12 protein-coding genes and 1 tRNA gene are annotated in these 17,443 nt (G+C 65.3%); all 13 read left to right on the top strand.

Annotated features, from left to right (window positions below):
• Positions 1–75: 75 nt before the first annotated feature.
• The 13 genes from ACH65_RS06880 (at position 76) to tuf (ending at position 16,928) form a co-directional block, all read left to right on the top strand.
• Positions 76–151: transfer RNA gene (locus tag ACH65_RS06880), tRNA-Trp, on the top strand.
• 83 nt (positions 152–234) lie between these two features.
• Positions 235–624 carry a preprotein translocase subunit SecE gene (secE, locus tag ACH65_RS06875; RefSeq protein WP_049621835.1) on the top strand — a complete coding sequence of 130 codons (390 nt, stop codon included), beginning with the start codon at positions 235–237 and terminating at the stop codon, positions 622–624.
• Between the two features lie 10 nt (positions 625–634).
• Complete coding sequence (gene nusG / locus ACH65_RS06870) at positions 635–1,195, top strand: transcription termination/antitermination protein NusG (protein ID WP_049621834.1); 561 nt, start codon at positions 635–637, stop codon at positions 1,193–1,195.
• 272 nt (positions 1,196–1,467) lie between these two features.
• Complete coding sequence (gene rplK / locus ACH65_RS06865) at positions 1,468–1,896, top strand: 50S ribosomal protein L11 (RefSeq protein ID WP_049621833.1); 429 nt, start codon at positions 1,468–1,470, stop codon at positions 1,894–1,896.
• 3 nt (positions 1,897–1,899) lie between these two features.
• Positions 1,900–2,607, top strand: coding sequence for a 50S ribosomal protein L1 (gene rplA, locus ACH65_RS06860; RefSeq protein ID WP_049621832.1), 708 nt, complete (start codon positions 1,900–1,902; stop codon positions 2,605–2,607).
• 344 nt (positions 2,608–2,951) lie between these two features.
• A complete protein-coding gene (gene rplJ / locus ACH65_RS06855; protein WP_049621831.1) occupies positions 2,952–3,485 on the top strand; it encodes a 50S ribosomal protein L10 in 534 nt (177 codons plus the stop codon).
• A gap of 46 nt (positions 3,486–3,531) precedes the next feature.
• Positions 3,532–3,900 (top strand): 50S ribosomal protein L7/L12, encoded by a 369-nt coding sequence (gene rplL, locus ACH65_RS06850; protein WP_049621830.1) that lies wholly within the window; start codon positions 3,532–3,534, stop codon positions 3,898–3,900.
• A 233-nt stretch (positions 3,901–4,133) separates the two neighbouring features.
• On the top strand, positions 4,134–8,294 hold the full coding sequence (gene rpoB, locus ACH65_RS06845; protein ID WP_049621829.1) for a DNA-directed RNA polymerase subunit beta: 4,161 nt from the start codon (positions 4,134–4,136) through the stop codon (positions 8,292–8,294).
• Positions 8,295–8,320: 26 nt separating this feature from the next.
• Positions 8,321–12,529, top strand: coding sequence for a DNA-directed RNA polymerase subunit beta' (rpoC, locus tag ACH65_RS06840; RefSeq protein WP_049621828.1), 4,209 nt, complete (start codon positions 8,321–8,323; stop codon positions 12,527–12,529).
• 177 nt (positions 12,530–12,706) lie between these two features.
• Positions 12,707–13,081, top strand: a complete 375-nt coding sequence (gene rpsL / locus ACH65_RS06835) for a 30S ribosomal protein S12 (RefSeq protein ID WP_049621827.1) — start codon at positions 12,707–12,709, stop codon at positions 13,079–13,081.
• 20 nt (positions 13,082–13,101) lie between these two features.
• Positions 13,102–13,569: a 30S ribosomal protein S7 gene (rpsG, locus tag ACH65_RS06830; protein WP_049621826.1), complete on the top strand. Its 468-nt coding sequence runs from the start codon at positions 13,102–13,104 to the stop codon at positions 13,567–13,569.
• 31 nt (positions 13,570–13,600) lie between these two features.
• Complete coding sequence (gene fusA / locus ACH65_RS06825) at positions 13,601–15,691, top strand: elongation factor G (protein ID WP_049621825.1); 2,091 nt, start codon at positions 13,601–13,603, stop codon at positions 15,689–15,691.
• Positions 15,692–15,737: 46 nt separating this feature from the next.
• Positions 15,738–16,928 (top strand): elongation factor Tu, encoded by a 1,191-nt coding sequence (gene tuf, locus ACH65_RS06820; RefSeq protein WP_049621824.1) that lies wholly within the window; start codon positions 15,738–15,740, stop codon positions 16,926–16,928.
• The last annotated feature ends 515 nt before the right edge of the window (positions 16,929–17,443 follow it).

Below are 17,443 nucleotides of genomic sequence, written 5' to 3'. Positions count from 1 at the left end.
GTTCGCGCGATATGCGAAAATTGCGGGGCGAGCGGTTCCATGCCGCTCGCCATCGCATTTGGAATCAGCAAACGTACGCCAGTAGCTCAATTGGCAGAGCAGCGGTCTCCAAAACCGCAGGTTGGGGGTTCGAGTCCCTCCTGGCGTGCCATCTTTCCCGAGGGATCCTGTCGGGTTCGGATGGCATGAGCGGCCGCAAGGCCGGGCGTGCCGGCCCACCCCCGATCGCTGCGCATGAATACCAAGGCTGAACAGTCCAAGGGCGCAAACGCCGCCGACGTCGCCAAGCTGGTGCTGGCCGCGGTCGTGCTGGCCGCCGGCATTTTCGCCTACTCCTGGTTCGGCAGCGACGGCGGCATCCCGCAGTCGGTGCTGCTGCTCGGTGTGCTCGTGGCGCTGCTGGCCGCCTTGGCGATCGGTGCCTTCACCGCGCCGGGGCGCCGGGTCCGGGGCTTTCTGGTCGAGTCGCAGTTCGAACTGCGCAAGGTGGTCTGGCCTGCGCGCGACGAGACCATCAAGACCACCGGTATCATCATTGTCGTGGTCATCGTCCTGTCCCTGCTGCTGGGACTGATCGACCTGGTCCTGAAGTCGGTCGTGCTCGACTGGCTGCTCAAGCTGTGAGGGTAGAGCCATGAGCAAGCGTTGGTATGTAGTGCACGCCTATTCGGGCTTCGAGAACCAGGTCAAGCGTTCGCTCGAGGAGCGCATCCGCCGCGCCGAGATGGAAGAGAAGTTCGGCGAAGTGTTGGTGCCCAGCGAGGAAGTGATCGAAATGCGCGGCGGCCAGAAGCGCCGCAGCGACCGCAAGTTCTTCCCCGGCTATGTGCTGGTGCAGATCGAGACCAACACCGAGGGCAAGGCGCCGCGCATCGACGACGAGTGCTGGCACCTGGTGAAGGAAACGCCCAAGGTGATGGGTTTCATCGGCGGCACTGCCGACCGCCCGCTGCCGATCCGCGACAGCGAGGCCGACACCATCCTGAGCCGCGTGCGCGAAGGCGTCGAGAAGCCGCGTCCGAAGGTGCTGTTCGAGCCGGGCGAGATGGTGCGCGTGACCGACGGCCCGTTCAACGACTTCAACGGCGTGGTCGAGGAAGTCAACTACGAAAAGAGCCGTCTGCGCGTGGCGGTGCTGATCTTCGGTCGATCGACCCCGGTGGAGCTGGAGTTCGGCCAGGTCGAGAAGGCTTGAGGGCCGGGAATAGAGAGTAGGGAATGGAATAGGCAAGGCGCGGCGCAGCGGATTTGCGACGGACGCGCTCCCGATTCCCGATTTCCTGCCGCGCCCTGGGGCGACTTGCTTAAATCTTGATCAGTCTCTAAACTACGCGGTTCGCGCCGGCGGATTTCCGCTCGGCGTGTCCGTGTTTATCGGAACGGTCGCCGGAGTGCGGTCCGCTCAAGGTCAGGGAACGACGTGCTGCGAGGAGCCGCAAGGCGCTCGAACTCGCGAGGAAATCTCTCATGGCAAAGAAAGTCATCGGTTACATCAAGCTGCAGGTCAAGGCCGGGCAGGCCAACCCCTCGCCGCCGGTCGGTCCGGCGCTGGGTCAGCGCGGCCTGAACATCATGGAGTTCTGCAAGGCGTTCAACGCCGCCACGCAGAAGCTCGAGCCGGGCCTGCCGATCCCCGTGATCATCACGGCCTACTCGGACCGCAGCTTCACCTTCATTACCAAGACCCCGCCCGCCACCGTGCTGATCAAGAAGGTCACCGGCGTCGCCAAGGGTTCGTCCAAGCCGAACACCGACAAGGTCGGCAAGATCACCCGCAAGCAGCTGGAAGACGTTGCGAAGCAGAAGGAGCCGGATCTGACGGCTGCGGATCTGGACGCTGCGGTGCGCACCATTGCCGGTAGCGCGCGCAGCATGGGCCTGGTGGTGGAGGGCTAAGACATGGCAAAGCTCACGAAGCGTTTGAAGGCGGCCCAGGCCGCGGTGCAGCCGGGCAAGTTCTACGCCCTGGAAGATGCCCTGAAGATCGTCAAGGACAACGCCAAGGCCAAGTTCGCCGAATCGGTGGACGTGGCGGTGCGCCTGGGCATCGATGCGAAGAAGTCGGACCAGGGCGTGCGCGGCTCCTCGCTGCTGCCGCACGGCACCGGCAAGACTGTCAAGGTCGCCGTGTTCGTGCCGGCCGGTGAGAAGGCCGAGGCCGCCAAGGCCGCCGGCGCCGACGCCGTCGGCATGGATGACCTGGCCGAGCGCATGCAGGCCGGCGAGCTCGACTTCGGTCGCGTGATCGCCACCCCGGACGCGATGCGCGTGGTCGGCAAGCTCGGCCAGCTGCTCGGTCCGCGTGGCTTGATGCCGAACCCGAAGGACGGCTCGGTCACCGCCGACGTCGCCACCGCGGTCAAGAACGCCAAGGCCGGCCAGGTGAAGTTCCGCAACGACAAGGGGGGCATCATCCACGCCACCATCGGCAAGGCCAACTTCGACGCCGCCCAGCTCGCCGACAACCTCAACGCGCTGATCGGCGACTTGCTGAAGGCCAAGCCGGCCGCGGCCAAGGGCCAGTATCTGCAGAAGATCGCCCTGTCCAGCACGATGGGCGTGGGCGTGCCGGTCGATACCTCGTCGCTGACGCTCTCGACCAAGTAAGGATCAAGTCCCGTGCCGGCGTCGAGCCGGTACAGGCACGTTTTTGAGGGCAGCCCCGGCCTTGCGCCGGAGCCGCCGTCAAAGACCGCAGGCGCGATCAGCGCGCGACGACGACGAGCAGGGAGCTCGTGTATGGCAGGGAATCGCCGTCGCCGCCAGCGGGGTCGCTTAATCGGGTCCGGAAACGGGTTCGGCCTGCGCAGATGGTGCTGCCCCTTCTGGAATTCGTTTCGTTCTGGAAAGGCCACCACCCGGGACACTCCGTGTCCCCGATGTCCAGGGAGGGCGTCGCTCAGGACCGCGCGCGGCAGGAGCCGTAAGCGGAGTTCATTTGGAGGAGTGCAATGGCTCTCAATCTGTCTCAGAAGCAAGAAGTAGTCGCCGAACTGGCAGAAGTCGCCGCGAAGGCCCACTCCCTGGTCGCTGCCGAGTATGCGGGCACCACGGTCGAACAGATGACCGCGATGCGCAAGAAGGCCCGCGAGTCCGGCGTGTTCCTGAAGGTTGTCAAGAACACGCTCGCGTCGCGCGCCGTGGTCGGTACCGAGTTCGAGGTCGTCAAGGACGCCCTGACCGGTCCGCTGCTGTATGCGTTCTCGACCGAGGAGCCCGGCGCCGCCGGTCGCCTGATCAAGGAGTTCGCCAAGGGCAACGTCAAGCTGAAGGCGAAGGTCGTCTCGGTGGAAGGCAAGCTGCTGCCGGCCGAGCACGTCGACGTGCTGGCCTCGCTGCCGACCCGCGAAGAGGCCCTGGCCATGCTGGCCCGCGTGCTGGCCGAGCCGGCCGCGATGTTCGCCCGCGCCGTCAAGGCGGTGGCCGACCAGCAGGGTGGTGGCGAAGCCGCCGCCGAAGCCCCGGCCGAAGCCGAGCCCGCCTAAGTTCGACGATCAAGCAAACCGAATCCATTTCCAGAGGTAAAGCAAAATGTCCCTGACCAACGAACAGATCGTTGAAGCCGTCGCCGCCAAGTCGTTGATGGAAGTGATGGACCTGGTGAAGGCCATCGAAGAGAAGTTCGGCGTGTCCGCCGCTGCCCCGGTTGCCGTGGCCGCCGTCGGTGCCGCTGCCCCGGCCGCCGAGGCGCAGACCGAGTTCGACGTCATCCTGAAGAGCGCCGGCGACAAGAAGGTCGACGTGATCAAGGCTGTGCGCGCGATCACCGGCCTGGGCCTGAAGGAAGCCAAGGACCTCACCGAGGCTGGTGGCGTCGTGAAGGAGCAGGCTTCGAAGGAAGACGCCGAGAAGTTCAAGAAGGACCTCGAAGCCGCCGGCGCTACGGTCGAACTGAAGTAATTGGCGCTCTTGCGCGCCATCAGTTTGATCCAGCGCAAGCCAAGCCTGGGGACGTAAGTCCCCGGGCTTTGCCTGCTTGAAGCAGGCGGGAATAGGGAATGGAGAATAGGGAATCGGAAAACCTGGCAGAACTTATCGCCGATTGACGATTCCCTATTCTCGATTCCCTGCATTTTTCAATTCAGCCGGTGCGTGCATCACCGGCGTCACTGCGAACCGAGGCGGTACCCACCATGACCTACTCGTTTACCGAGAAGAAGCGCATCCGTAAGGATTTCGGCAAGCGTCCACCCGTGCTGGGCGTGCCCAACCTGCTGACGATCCAGACCGACTCCTACCGAGAGTTCCTGCAGGAGCGGACCGCTCCGAAGCGGCGCGAGGACAAGGGTCTGCATGCCGCGCTCAAGTCGGTGTTCCCGATCTCCAGCTACTCGGGCAACGCCGCGCTCGAATACGTCGACTACCGCCTCGGCGAGCCGCCGTTCGACGAGCGCGAGTGCCGCAACCGCGGCATGACCTTCGGCGCGCCGCTGCGTGCGACCGTGCGCCTGGTCATCTACGACAAGGACAGCCCGGCCTCCAAGAAGGCGGTGAAGTACGTCAAGGAGCAGGAGGTCTACATGGGCGAGATCCCGCTCATGACCGACACCGGCACCTTCATCATCAACGGCACCGAGCGCGTGATCGTCTCGCAGCTGCATCGTTCGCCGGGCGTGTTCTTCGACCACGACCGCGGCAAGACGCACAGCTCGGGCAAGCTGCTGTTCTCGGCGCGTGTGATCCCCTACCGCGGCTCCTGGCTGGACTTCGAGTTCGACCCGAAGGACGCGCTGTTCACCCGTATCGACCGTCGCCGCAAGCTGCCGGTGACGGTGCTGCTGCGCGCGCTCGGCTACAGCAACGAGGAGATGCTGAGCATCTTCTTCGAACACAACGTGTTCCACCTGGGCAAGAAGGGCACCACCACGCTGGAGTTGGTCGCCGAGCGCCTGCGCGGCGAAACCCTGACCTTCGACCTGGTGGCCAGCGGCAAGGTGCTGGTCGAGGCCGGCAAGCGCATCACCGCGCGCCACGTGCGCCAGCTCGCCGCCGAGAACATCACTGCGCTGGAAGTGCCGGACGACTACCCGGTCGGCCGCATCCTGGCCATCGACATCGTCGACGCCAAGACCGGCGAGTTGCTGGCCGCGGCGAACGACGAGATCACCGCCGAGCAGCTGGAGGCCTTCCGCAAGGCCGGCATCGAGACGGTGCCGACGCTGTACGTGAACGACCTCGATCGCGGCGCCTACGTCTCGCACACCTTGCGCATCGACAACACCAAGACGCAGCTCGAGGCGCTGGTGGAGATCTACCGCATGATGCGCCCGGGCGAGCCGCCGACCAAGGAGGCCGCGCAGAACCTGTTCTTCAACCTGTTCTTCACCTTCGACCGCTACGACCTGTCGGCGGTGGGCCGGATGAAGTTCAACCGCCGTGTCGGCCGCCAGGAGATCGAAGGCCCGGGCGTGCTGTACGACCACAAGTACTTCAGCGAAGTGAAGGGCGAGGAGGCCCAGAAGTTGGTGGCCTCGCAGGGCGAGACCTCCGACATCCTCGACGTGCTCAAGGTGCTGATCGAGATCAAGAACGGCCATGGCACGGTGGACGACATCGACCACCTGGGCAACCGCCGCGTGCGTTCGGTGGGCGAGATGGCGGAGAACGTGTTCCGCATCGGCCTGGTGCGCGTGGAGCGCGCCGTGCGCGAGCGCCTCAGTCTGGCCGAGTCCGAGGGCCTGACCCCGCAGGAGCTGATCAACGCCAAGCCGGTGGCGGCGGCGGTGAAGGAGTTCTTCGGCTCCTCGCAGCTCTCGCAGTTCATGGACCAGAACAACCCGTTGTCGGAAGTGACCCACAAGCGCCGCGTCTCGGCCCTGGGCCCGGGCGGCCTGACCCGCGAGCGCGCCGGCTTCGAGGTGCGCGACGTGCACCCGACCCATTACGGCCGCGTCTGCACCATCGAGACGCCGGAAGGCCCGAACATCGGCCTGATCAACTCGCTGGCCGTGTATGCGCGCACCAACAAGTACGGCTTCCTGGAGACGCCGTACCGCAAGGTCGAGAACGGCAAGGTCACCAACAAGGTCGAGTACTTGTCGGCGATCGAGGAGGGCGACCACGTGATCGCCCAGGCGAACTCGCCGCTCAACAAGGACGGCAGCTTCACCGAGGACTTCGTGTCCTGCCGTTTCCGCGGCGAGTCCGAGCTGCGTCCGTCGGCCGAGATCGGCTACATGGACGTCTCGCCCATGCAGACCGTGTCGGTGGCGGCGGCGCTGGTGCCGTTCCTGGAGCACGACGACGCCAACCGCGCACTGATGGGCGCGAACATGCAGCGCCAGGCCGTGCCGACGCTGCGTTCGCAGACCCCGGTGGTGGGTACCGGCATCGAGCGCGCGGTGGCGCGCGACTCGGGCGTGATCGTCACCGCCAAGCGCGGCGGCGTGATCGACCAGGTCGACGCGGCGCGCATCGTGGTGCGTGTGAACGAGGAAGAGGTCGGCGACAACGATGCCGGCGTCGACATCTACACGCTGACCAAGTACACCCGTTCCAACCAGAACACCAACCTCAACCAGCGTCCGTTGGTGAACGTGGGCGACGTGGTGGCGAAGGGCGACACGCTGGCGGACGGTTCCTCCACCGACCTCGGCGAGCTCGCGCTCGGCCAGAACATGCTGATCGCGTTCATGCCGTGGAACGGCTACAACTTCGAGGACTCCATCCTGCTCTCCGAGCGCGTGGTGGAAGAGGACCGCTACACCTCGATCCACATCGAGGAGCTGGCCTGCGTCGCGCGCGACACCAAGCTGGGCGCCGAGGAAATCACCGCCGACATCCCCAACGTGGGCGAGCAGGCGCTGGCGCGCCTGGACGAATCGGGCATCGTGTACATCGGCGCCGAGGTGAAGGCGGGCGACATCCTGGTCGGCAAGGTCACGCCGAAGGGCGAGAGCCAGCTGACGCCGGAAGAGAAGCTGCTGCGCGCGATCTTCGGCGAGAAGGCGTCCGACGTGAAGGACAGCTCGCTGCGCGTGCCGCCGGGCATGGACGGCACCGTCATCGACGTGCAGGTGTTCACCCGCGACGGCATCGAGAAGGACAAGCGCGCGCGCCAGATCGAAGAGATGGAGATCAAGCGCATCCGCAAGGACTTCGACGATCAGTTCCGCATCCTCGAAGGCGCGATCTACAACCGCATGCGCACCCAGCTGGTGGGCAAGGTGGCCAACTCCGGTCCGGGCGGCCTGAAGCGCGGCGCGGAGATCACCGACGCCTACCTCGACGGCCTGAAGAAGGACGACTGGTTCAAGGTCAACGTCAAGGACGAGGAAGTCACCGAGTTCCTCGAGCGCGCGGCCGACCAGGTCAAGCGCCACAAGGAGGAGTTCGACAAGCGCTTCAAGGAGAAGCAGGCCAAGATCACCCAGGGCGACGACCTCGCGCCGGGCGTGCTGAAGATGGTCAAGGTGTTCCTGGCCGTGAAGCGCCGCATCCAGCCGGGCGACAAGATGGCCGGTCGCCACGGCAACAAGGGCGTGGTGTCCAACGTGGTGCCGGTGGAGGACATGCCGTTCATGGCGGACGGCAACTCGGTCGACATCGTGCTGAACCCGCTGGGTGTGCCCTCGCGCATGAACATCGGCCAGATTCTCGAGGTGCATCTGGGCTGGGCGGCCAAGGGCCTGGGCAAGAAGATCCAGCGCATGCTGGAAGCCCAGGAGAAGGTCACCAAGATCCGCGACTTCCTCGACCAGATCTACAACCACCACGTCGCCGGCGCGGTGCAGCACGTCGACCTCAAGTCGCTCACCGATCAGGAAATCCTGACCCTGGCGAACAACCTGCAGGAAGGCGTGCCGATGGCCACGCCGGTGTTCGACGGCGCCGAGGAAGAAGAGATCAAGGCGATGCTGAAGCTGGCGGATCTGCCCACCTCGGGTCAGACCACGCTGTTCGACGGCCGCACCGGCGAGGCGTTCGATCGCCCGGTCACCGTGGGCTACATGCATTACCTCAAGCTCAACCACCTGGTCGACGACAAGATGCACGCGCGCTCCACCGGCCCGTACTCGCTGGTCACCCAGCAGCCGCTGGGCGGCAAGGCGCAGTTCGGCGGCCAGCGCTTCGGCGAGATGGAAGTCTGGGCGCTGGAAGCCTACGGCGCGGCCTACACCCTGCAGGAAATGCTGACGGTGAAGTCCGACGACGTGCAGGGCCGCAACCAGATGTACAAGAACATCGTCGACGGCAACCACGAGATGGCGGCGGGCATGCCGGAGTCCTTCAACGTGCTGGTGAAGGAAATCCGCTCGCTCGGCATCGACATCGACCTGGAAGAGATCAAGTAATCCGCGCGATTACGGGAGCCTAAGCAATGAAAGATCTGCTCAATCTGTTCAATCAGCAGCGGACCACGCCGGAGTTCGATTCGATCAAGATCGCGCTGGCGTCGCCGGAGCTGATCCGTTCCTGGTCGTATGGCGAGGTGAAGAAGCCCGAGACGATCAACTACCGCACCTTCAAGCCGGAGCGTGACGGCCTGTTCTGCGCCGCCATCTTCGGCCCGGTGAAGGACTACGAGTGCCTGTGCGGCAAGTACAAGCGCATGAAGCACCGCGGCGTGGTGTGCGAGAAGTGCGGCACGGAAGTGACGCTGGCCAAGGTGCGCCGCGAGCGCATGGGCCACATCGAGCTGGCCAGCCCGACCGCGCACATCTGGTTCCTCAAGTCGCTGCCTTCGCGCATCGGCCTGATGCTGGACATGACCCTGCGCGACATCGAGCGCATCCTGTACTTCGAGGCCTTCGTGGTGATCGATCCGGGCCTGACCGCGCTCGAGCGCGGCCAGCTGCTCAGCGAGGACCAGTACCTGGAGGCGGTCGAGGAGCACGGCGACGAGTTCGACGCCCGCATGGGCGCCGAGGCGGTGTACGAGCTGCTGAAGTCGCTCGACCTGCCGGGCGAGGTCGTGCGCCTGAAGGAAGAGATCGGTTCCACCAACTCCGAGACCAAGCTCAAGCGCCTCACCAAGCGCGTGAAGCTGATCGAGGCCTTCCTCGAGTCCGGCAACAAGCCGGAGTGGATGGTGCTGACCGTGCTGCCGGTGCTGCCGCCGGACCTGCGTCCGCTGGTGCCGCTGGACGGCGGCCGCTTCGCGACCTCCGACCTCAACGACTTGTACCGCCGCGTCATCAACCGCAACAACCGCCTGAAGCGCCTGCTCGAGCTCAGCGCGCCCGACATCATCGTGCGCAACGAGAAGCGCATGCTGCAGGAGTCGGTGGACGCGCTGATGGACAACGGCCGCCGCGGCCGCGCCATCACCGGCACCAACAAGCGCGCGCTGAAGTCGCTCGCCGACATGATCAAGGGCAAGCAGGGCCGCTTCCGCCAGAACCTGCTCGGCAAGCGCGTGGACTACTCCGGCCGTTCGGTGATCGTGGTCGGCCCGACCCTGCGCCTGCACCAGTGCGGCCTGCCCAAGAAGATGGCGCTGGAACTGTTCAAGCCCTTCATCTTCGCCAAGCTGCAGGCCCGCGGCCTGGCCAGCACCATCAAGGCGGCCAAGAAGCTGGTCGAGCGCGAAGAGGCCGAGGTGTGGGACATCCTCGAAGAGGTGATCCGCGAGCATCCGGTGCTGCTGAACCGTGCGCCGACGCTGCACCGCCTCGGCATCCAGGCGTTCGAGCCGAAGCTGATCGAAGGCAAGGCGATCCAGCTGCATCCGCTGGTCTGTACCGCCTTCAACGCCGACTTCGACGGCGACCAGATGGCCGTGCACGTGCCGCTCTCGATCGAGGCGCAGCTGGAAGCGCGTGCCCTGATGATGGCGTCCAACAACATCCTGTCGCCCGCCAACGGCGAGCCGATCATCGTGCCGACCCAGGACGTGGTGCTGGGCCTGTACTACATGACCCGCGAGCTGGTGAACGCCAAGGGCACCGGCATGGTGTTCTCCGGCATCGGCGAGGTGCGCCGCGCCTACGACAACCGTGCGGTGACCCTGCACGCCAAGATCAAGGTGCGCCTGAAGCAGGTCACCATCGGCGAGGACGGCGAGCGCACCAGCGCCATGTCCCTGGTGGAGACCACCGTGGGCCGCGCGCTGCTGGCCGAGATCCTGCCGGAGGGCCTGCCGTTCGAGCTGGCCAACACCGAGCTGACCAAGAAGGCCATCTCGCGCCTGATTAATGCCAGCTACCGTCGCCTGGGCCTGAAGGACACCGTGGTGTTCGCCGACCAGCTGATGTACACGGGCTACCGCTTCGCGACCCGCGCCGGCATCTCCATCGGCATCGATGACATGATCATCCCGACCGAGAAGAAGGCGATCCTGGAAGAGGCCGAGAAGGAAGTGGTCGAGATCCAGGAGCAGTACCAGTCGGGCCTGGTCACCGCCGGCGAGCGCTACAACAAGGTGGTCGACATCTGGTCGCGCACCAACGAGCTGGTCGCCAAGGCGATGATCGACGGCATCGGCACCGAGAAGGTGACCAATGCCGAGGGCAAGACGGTCAGCCAGAAGTCGATGAACTCGCTGTACATCATGGCCGACTCCGGCGCGCGTGGCTCGGTGGCGCAGATCCGCCAGCTGGCCGGCATGCGCGGCCTGATGGCCCGCCCGGACGGCTCGATCATCGAGACCCCGATCAAGGCCAACTTCCGCGAAGGCCTGAACGTGCTGCAGTACTTCAACTCCACCCATGGCGCCCGTAAGGGTCTGGCCGATACGGCGTTGAAGACGGCGAACTCCGGCTACCTCACCCGTCGACTCGTCGACGTGGCGCAGGACGTGGTGATCACCCTGCACGACTGCGGCACCGAAGACGGCCTGACCATGCAGCCGATCGTCGAAGGCGGCGACGTGGTCGAGCCGCTGCGCGACCGCGTGCTGGGCCGCGTGGCGGCCGAGGACGTCTATGCCCCGGGCGACGACGACCAGCCGATCGTGACCCGCAACACGCTGCTCGACGAGGCGATGGTCGAGAAGCTCGACAAGGCCAGCGTGCAGTCGATCCTGGTCCGCTCGCCCATCACCTGCTCGGCCGATCACGGCGTTTGCGCGCAGTGCTACGGCCGCGACCTGGCCCGTGGCCACCTGGTCAACATGGGCGAGGCCGTGGGCGTGGTGGCCGCGCAGTCGATCGGCGAGCCGGGCACCCAGCTGACCATGCGTACGTTCCACATCGGCGGCGCGGCTTCGCGTGCGGCGGCGGTGGACAACGTGACGGTGAAGACCACCGGCACGCTCAAGTTCAACAACCTGAAGACCGTGCAGCACTCGCAGGGCCACCTGGTGGCGGTGTCGCGTTCGGGCGAGGTGAGCGTGCTCGACGTCAGCGGTCGCGAGCGCGAGCGCTACAAGGTGCCCTACGGCGCCACCCTGGTGGTCAAGGACGGCGAAGCCGTCAAGGCCGGCCAGACCGTGGCCAACTGGGATCCGCACACCCACCCGATCGTCTCGGAAGTGGCCGGTACCGTGCGCTTCATCGACTTCATCGATGGCGTCACCGTGCAGAGCCAGACCGACGAGCTGACCGGCCTGGAGTCGGCAGTGGTGACCGATCCGAAGCGTCGCGGCACCGCGGCCAAGGACCTGCGCCCGATCGTGCGCCTGGAAGACAGCAAGGGCCGCGAGCTCAAGCTGCCGGGCACCGACATCGCCGCGCAGTACTTCCTGCCGGCCGGCGCGATCGTGTCGATCCAGAACGGCGCCGAGGTGGGCGTGGGCGACGTGGTGGCCCGTATCCCGCAGGAAACCTCCAAGACCCGCGACATCACCGGTGGTCTGCCGCGCGTGGCCGACCTGTTCGAGGCGCGCAAGCCGAAGGAGCCGGCGGTGCTCGCGGAGCGTTCGGGTGTGGTCAGCTTCGGCAAGGACACCAAGGGCAAGCAGCGCCTGATCATCAAGGACGTGGACGGCAACGAGCACGAGGAGCTGATTCCGAAGTGGCGTCAGGTCATCGTGTTCGAGGGCGAGCACGTGGAGAAGGGCGAAACGGTTGTCGATGGCGAGCCCAATCCGCACGACATCCTGCGCCTGCTGGGCGTCGAGCCGCTGGCGGCCTACCTGGTCAAGGAGATCCAGGACGTCTACCGCCTGCAGGGCGTGAAGATCAACGACAAGCACATCGAGACGATCATTCGCCAGATGCTGCGTAAGGTCGAGATCACCGAGCCCGGCGAGACGCACTACCTTCGCGGCGAGCAGGTCGAGCGCGTGCGCATCACCGAGGAGGCCCACCGTTCGGTGGCCCGCGGCGAGCGTCCGGCCGAGTTCCAGTCGGTGCTGCTGGGCATCACCAAGGCATCGCTGGCGACCGAGTCGTTCATCTCGGCGGCCTCGTTCCAGGAGACCACCCGCGTCCTCACCGAGGCGGCGGTCCGTGGTACGCGCGACACCTTGCGTGGCCTGAAGGAAAATGTTATCGTCGGCCGTCTCATCCCGGCAGGTACGGGTCTGGCTTACCACGCAGCGCGTCGTCGCCAGGGTGGTCTGACCGAGTCGGAGCTGGAGACCCTCTCCGGTTCCGCCGCCGCAGCCTCCTTTGCCGAGGTTCCGGCTGCCGGCGATGTCGAGTAAGCCCGCGGGGCTCGCTCACTGACATACGAAATGAGGCGCAGGGATTGCGCCTCGTGTTCGAGTCATGGACGACAGGGGCCTCGGCTTGCCTGTGGCGGCCTGCCCATGTTAAATTCCCGCTTCTTGGCAGACCGAGTTGGATCGGTCTGCCTTTATGTTTCTCAGGAATAACCTCGCATGACGACAGTCAACCAGTTGGTGCGCAAGTCCCGTAGCCCGAAGAGCTACAAGAGCGCTTCGCCGGCTTTGCAGAGCAGTCCGCAGCGTCGCGGCGTCTGCACGCGCGTTTACACGACCACCCCGAAGAAGCCGAACTCGGCCTTGCGCAAGGTTGCCAAGGTGCGCCTGACCAACGGCTACGAGGTCATCAGCTACATCGGTGGCGAAGGCCACAACCTGCAGGAGCACTCGGTGGTGCTGATCCGCGGCGGCCGCGTGAAGGACCTGCCGGGTGTGCGTTATCACACGGTGCGCGGCAGTCTCGACTGCGCCGGCGTCGCCAAGCGCCGCCAGGCGCGCTCCAAGTACGGCGCCAAGCGCCCGAAGAGCTAAAAGTCTAAAGGACACGAAACATGTCGCGTAAAGGTTCCCATCCCGCCCGCCTGATCCTGCCGGATCCCAAGCACGGCAGCCAGCTGATCGCCCGCTTCATCAACATGGTGATGAAGAGCGGCAAGAAGTCCGTCGCCGAGGGCATCGTCTACGGTGCGCTCGACCATCTGGGCGAAAAGAACGCCGAGCCGGTTTCGCTGGTCGAGAAGGCGCTGAACAACGTCGCGCCGGTGGTCGAGGTGAAGTCTCGCCGCGTCGGTGGCGCCACCTACCAGGTGCCGATCGAAGTACGTCCGAGCCGCCGCATGGCGCTGGCGATGCGCTGGGTGATCGAGGCGGCGCGCAAGCGCGGCGAGACCTCCATGCCGCGCAAGCTGGCGGCCGAGCTGCTCGAGGCTTCCGAGAGTCGCGGCGGCGCGATCAAGAAGCGTGAAGAGACGCATCGCATGGCTGAAGCCAACAAGGCCTTCTCGCACTACCGCTGGTAATCCCGGCTTTAGATTCCCGAGGTAAGACCCCGTGGCCCGCACCACTCCCATCGAGCGCTACCGTAACTTCGGCATCATGGCCCACATCGATGCCGGCAAGACGACGACCACGGAGCGCATCCTGTTCTACACCGGCGTCAGCCACAAGATTGGCGAAGTGCACGACGGTGCGGCAACGATGGATTGGATGGAGCAGGAGCAGGAACGCGGCATCACCATTACCTCGGCGGCCACCACGGCGTTCTGGAAGGGCATGGATCGCTCCATGCCCGAGCACCGCTTCAACATCATCGACACGCCCGGGCACGTCGACTTCACCATCGAGGTGGAGCGTTCGCTGCGCGTGCTCGATGGTGCGGTATTCGTGCTCTGCGCCGTGGGCGGCGTGCAGCCGCAGTCGGAGACGGTGTGGCGCCAAGCCAACAAGTACGGCGTGCCGCGGCTGGCCTTCGTCAACAAGATGGACCGCACCGGCGCCAACTTCGACAAGGTGGTCGAGCAGCTGAAGTCGCGCCTGGGCGCCCATCCGGTGCCGATGCAGGTGCCGATCGGCGCGGAAGACAACTTCGAGGGCGTGATCGACCTCATCAAGATGAAGGCGATCGTCTGGGACATGTCGTCCCAGGGCATGAACTTCGAGTACCAGGACATCTCGGCGAACCTGAAGGACGCTGCCGACAAGGCGCGCAGCTTCATGGTCGAGTCGGCGGCCGAGACTTCCGAGGCGCTGATGAACAAGTACCTCGAGGAGGGCGACCTTCCCGAGGCGGACATCATCGCGGGCATCCGCGCCGGCACGCTCGACAACTCGCTGATCCCGGTCTTCTGCGGCAGCGCGTTCAAGAACAAGGGCGTGCAGGCCATGCTGGATGCGGTGATCCAGCTGCTGCCGTCGCCGGCCGATCGCCCCCCGGTCAAGGGCGTGGACGAGAACGAGCAGGAAGCCAGCCGCAAGGCCGACGACAGTGCGCCGTTCTCGGCGCTGGCGTTCAAGATCATGACCGACCCGTTCGTCGGCTCGCTGAGCTTCTTCCGCGTCTACTCCGGCACGCTCAACTCCGGCGACCAGGTGTACAACCCGGTCAAGTCGAAGAAGGAGCGCATCGGCCGCATCCTGCAGATGCACGCCAACGAGCGCCAGGAGATCAAGGAAGTCCGCGCCGGCGACATCGCCGCGGCGGTGGGCCTCAAGGATGTCACCACCGGCGATACGCTGTGCTCGCAGGATCACGTGATCACGCTCGAGCGCATGGTGTTCCCGGAGCCGGTGATCGCCATGGCGGTGGAGCCTAGAACGAAGTCGGATCAGGAGAAGATGGGTTTGGCGCTGGGCCGTCTGGCTGCCGAGGATCCGTCCTTCCGCGTGCGCACCGACGAGGAATCCGGGCAGACCATCATCGCCGGCATGGGCGAGCTGCACCTGGACATCATCGTCGACCGCATGCGCCGCGAGTTCAGCGTCGAGGCGAACGTCGGCAAGCCGCAGGTGGCCTACCGCGAGGCGATCCGCAAGGCGGTCAGGCAGGAAGGCAAGTTCGTGCGCCAGTCCGGTGGCAAGGGTCAGTTCGGTCACGTGGTGATCGAGCTGGAGCCGCTGGAGCGGGGCGCCGGCTACGTGTTCGAGAATGCGATCGTCGGCGGCGTCGTGCCGAAGGAATACATTCCCGCGGTCGACAAGGGCATCCAGGAGGCCATCCAGAATGGCCCGCTGGCCGGCTTCCCGGTGGTCGACCTCAAGATCCGTCTGGTCGACGGTTCGTACCACGAGGTCGACTCGTCCGAAATGGCGTTCAAGATCGCCGGCAGCATGGCCTTCAAGGAAGGCTTCGGCAAGGCCAATCCGGCCCTGCTCGAGCCGATGATGAAGGTAGAGGTCGTGACGCCCGAGGACTACATGGGCGACGTGATGGGCGACCTCAGCCGCCGGCGCGGCGTGCTGCAGGGCTCGGACGATACGCCGTCGGGCAAGGTGATCAACGCCATGGTGCCGCTGGGCGAGATGTTCGGCTACGCCACCGCCCTGCGATCGCAGACCCAGGGGCGTGCCACCTTCACGATGGAATTCGATCACTACGCCGAAGCGCCGAGCAATATCGCCGAACAGGTCATGAAGAAGGCCTGACGGGCTTTCCTCCCATCAACATAGTTTCTTTCAGAGGTTTTGAGTCATGGCAAAGGGTAAATTCGAACGCACCAAGCCGCACGTGAACGTGGGCACGATCGGTCACGTGGACCACGGCAAGACGACGCTGACGGCGGCGCTGACGAAGATCGGTGCGGAGCGTTTTGGTGGCGAGTTCAAGGCGTACGACGCGATCGACGCGGCGCCGGAAGAGAAGGCGCGCGGCATCACGATCTCGACGGCGCACGTGGAATACGAATCGCCGGTGCGCCACTACGCACACGTGGACTGCCCGGGCCATGCGGACTACGTGAAGAACATGATCACGGGTGCGGCGCAGATGGACGGCGCGATCCTGGTGTGCTCGGCGGCGGACGGCCCGATGCCGCAGACGCGCGAGCACATCCTGCTGTCGCGCCAGGTGGGCGTGCCGTACATCGTGGTGTTCCTGAACAAGGCGGACATGGTCGATGACGCGGAGCTGCTCGAGCTGGTCGAGATGGAAGTGCGCGAGTTGCTGTCGAAGTACGACTTCCCGGGCGACGACACCCCGATCATCCACGGTTCGGCGCTGAAGGCGCTGGAGGGTGATCAGTCGGAGATCGGCGTGCCGGCGATCATCAAGCTGGTGGACGCGCTGGACACGTACATTCCGGAGCCGCAGCGCGACATCGACAAGCCGTTCCTGATGCCGGTCGAGGACGTGTTCTCGATCTCGGGTCGCGGCACGGTGGTGACCGGTCGCGTGGAGCGCGGTGTGGTCAAGGTGGGCGAGGAAATCGAGATCGTCGGTATCCGCCCGACCGTGAAGACGACGGTGACCGGCGTGGAGATGTTCCGCAAGCTGCTGGACCAGGGTCAGGCGGGCGACAATGTGGGCCTGCTGCTGCGCGGCACGAAGCGTGACGACGTGGAGCGTGGCCAGGTGCTGGCCAAGCCCGGTTCGATCACCCCGCACACGGACTTCGAGGCCGAGGTGTACGTGCTGTCGAAGGAAGAGGGCGGCCGCCACACCCCGTTCTTCAAGGGTTACCGTCCGCAGTTCTACTTCCGTACCACGGACGTGACCGGCGCGGTGCAGCTGCCGGAGGGCGTGGAGATGGTGATGCCGGGCGACAACGTGAAGATGGTGGTGAGCCTGATCGCGCCGATCGCGATGGACGAGGGCCTGCGCTTCGCGATCCGCGAAGGCGGCCGCACCGTCGGCGCCGGCGTCGTCGCCAAGATCATCAAGTAAGACCCGAGGGCATCGCCTGCGAATGCGGGCGACTCCCAGAAAAGTGAGGGGCGGAAGCGAAAGCTTTCGCCCCTCGCTTTTTTTGATGGGCGTGGAGCGGATGCGAGAGGGGCGTGCAGAGCGGCTGGCTTCGTGCTGGGTGCGTGCAAGGCTGTCGGATTTCTCTTTCACTGCGGCGCTTGATGCGCTATGATCCACAAGTTATCTCCGCCGGGCAGCCCATGCGGCATGGCCGGCCTACCGCGAAATGAGGTGCAGGACGCACTTCGAGTTCGCCTACATGGATCGTTGCGGGAATGCAGGATGACAGGGGCTGTCCGCTCCCTGTTGAACTTTGCGTCTGCGCATTCTATACTTGTCTGTCTGGGCGGGCCGTTTGTTTCGGTCTGCCCGGTCTTCTAGGGCTGGTGTCGCCGCATTCGGCGGCGGCTCGCGGCGGTAACTGCAGTGCAATGGGTTGTGCGGGGCGGTGAGAAGCCGTTCCGATTCACAGTTTTGTTCTTTTGATAACAGGA

It is taken from the genome of Frateuria defendens (assembly GCF_001182895.1).
GTDB classification, from domain to species: Bacteria; Pseudomonadota; Gammaproteobacteria; order Xanthomonadales; family Rhodanobacteraceae; genus Frateuria_B; species Frateuria_B defendens.
This window is presented reverse-complemented; position numbering and strand designations above follow the sequence as displayed.

Coding starts and splice junctions, on each gene's coding strand:
- secE (WP_049621835.1), top strand. CDS start 235: ATGAATACCAAGGCTGAACAGTCCAAGGGCGCAAACGCCGCCGACGTC.
- nusG (WP_049621834.1), top strand. CDS start 635: ATGAGCAAGCGTTGGTATGTAGTGCACGCCTATTCGGGCTTCGAGAAC.
- rplK (WP_049621833.1), top strand. CDS start 1,468: ATGGCAAAGAAAGTCATCGGTTACATCAAGCTGCAGGTCAAGGCCGGG.
- rplA (WP_049621832.1), top strand. CDS start 1,900: ATGGCAAAGCTCACGAAGCGTTTGAAGGCGGCCCAGGCCGCGGTGCAG.
- rplJ (WP_049621831.1), top strand. CDS start 2,952: ATGGCTCTCAATCTGTCTCAGAAGCAAGAAGTAGTCGCCGAACTGGCA.
- rplL (WP_049621830.1), top strand. CDS start 3,532: ATGTCCCTGACCAACGAACAGATCGTTGAAGCCGTCGCCGCCAAGTCG.
- rpoB (WP_049621829.1), top strand. CDS start 4,134: ATGACCTACTCGTTTACCGAGAAGAAGCGCATCCGTAAGGATTTCGGC.
- rpoC (WP_049621828.1), top strand. CDS start 8,321: ATGAAAGATCTGCTCAATCTGTTCAATCAGCAGCGGACCACGCCGGAG.
- rpsL (WP_049621827.1), top strand. CDS start 12,707: ATGACGACAGTCAACCAGTTGGTGCGCAAGTCCCGTAGCCCGAAGAGC.
- rpsG (WP_049621826.1), top strand. CDS start 13,102: ATGTCGCGTAAAGGTTCCCATCCCGCCCGCCTGATCCTGCCGGATCCC.
- tuf (WP_049621824.1), top strand. CDS start 15,738: ATGGCAAAGGGTAAATTCGAACGCACCAAGCCGCACGTGAACGTGGGC.